Source organism: Nocardioides sp. CPCC 206348 (genome assembly GCF_048654705.1).
GTDB lineage: Bacteria > Actinomycetota > Actinomycetes > Propionibacteriales > Nocardioidaceae > Nocardioides.
In genome coordinates this window covers 1-1,366 of record NZ_JBMCZA010000066.1, presented here as the reverse complement: position 1 = coordinate 1,366, position 1,366 = coordinate 1, and the positions used below count along the sequence as shown (strand labels likewise).

Annotated in this window: 2 protein-coding genes; both read left to right on the top strand. The window is 68.8% G+C overall.

Translation table 11 applies throughout. The features are described from left to right. Window positions 1-80: 80 nt before the first annotated feature. Complete coding sequence (locus tag ACOADB_RS02785; RefSeq protein ID WP_378596391.1) at window positions 81-515, top strand: hypothetical protein; 435 nt, start codon at window positions 81-83, stop codon at window positions 513-515. A gap of 83 nt (window positions 516-598) precedes the next feature. After that, window positions 599-1,243, top strand: a complete 645-nt coding sequence (locus tag ACOADB_RS02780; RefSeq protein WP_378596390.1) for a DUF305 domain-containing protein — start codon at window positions 599-601, stop codon at window positions 1,241-1,243. Window positions 1,244-1,366: the final 123 nt, after the last annotated feature.

Below are 1,366 nucleotides of genomic sequence, written 5' to 3'. Positions count from 1 at the left end.
CTCGAGGAGCGCGGCTGGACCGGGTGGACGAAGCTGGAACGGATCGAGGCCGCCGGCTCGTCTGCCTAGACTGAGCAGCAATGACCGCCTTCACTCGCGACTCGGGCCGCTGGCTGTTCCTGGGAGCGTTCGCGCTCCTGGGACTCTTCGCCATGCACGGTCTCGGCTCCCACGGGGTGAGTCACGGTGCCGTTGACGAGGCCAGTCACGAGGCGAGTCACGAGGTTGGCCACGGCGTCGCGCACGCCGCCGTCACCAGCGGGCTGGTGCACTACGAGGGCCACGCTGCCCTCGCGGCATGTGGCTCCGACTGCGGTGACGGAGACGTCCTGATGGCGCTGTGTCTGGCAGTGCTGGGTGCGGGCTCCGCTGTCCTGGCCTTCGGTCTGCTGCTGTTGCTCGGCCCACCAGCGCTCCGTCCTCCGAGGTGGGTCGGCTCAGCAAGGGCGCTCCTTCGGTCGGCGCGGGGTCCTGGCCCACCTGGCCGCTTCGCGCTCTCTGTCCAGCGCTGCTGATCGGGCTCCCTGCTCGACCGACGTGACCGTCGGTCGGGCCAGCGGCATGCCCTTCAGCAGCGAACCACGACAGGACACGAGACATGAACCTCAGCAAGACCACGACACTGCTCCTCGCGCTCACCACCTCCTTCGCCCTTGCCGGGTGTTCCGACGACACCGGTCACGGAGGCGGCCACGGCGCCGACCGCGACGCCTCGAACATCGCGGCGGCGGAGGACTTCAACCAGGCGGACGTCGACTTCGCCACCGACATGATCCAGCACCACGCCCAGGCGCTCGTCATGGTCGACCTGACCGACGGCCGGAGCCTTTCGCCCGAGCTCACCACGTTGGCCGAGCAGATCAGGACGGCTCAGGGTCCGGAGATCGAGACGATGGTCGGCTTCCTCAACGAGTGGGACCAGCCCATCCCGGAAACGATGCGTGACCACGTCAACGGCGGCCACGGTGATGACGACATGGGCGTGGGCGGCATGGGCGACATGGGTGGAGACATGTCCGGCATGGCGAGCTCCGATGACCTGGCCGCCCTCGCGGACGCCGAAGGAGAGGCGTTCGAGCAGAAGTGGCTCGAGCTGATGATCGCGCACCACGAGGGCGCCCTCGAGATGGCCAGCACCGAGCAGGAGGACGGTGAGTACGCCGCCGCGATCGACCTCGCCAAGGCGATCGAGTCAGCCCAGCAGGACGAGATCGCCCTGATGGAGGACCTGCAGGACTCCTGACTGAGCACTGCGTCCGGTCCCGTGCGCGCGAGGAACCGGTGCAGTCCGTCAGCGTGTGGCGCGTTCCGCCAGTCGTACGGCGGCGTGCCGGACGATCGCGGCTTCCTCACTGTCGCGCGCGGC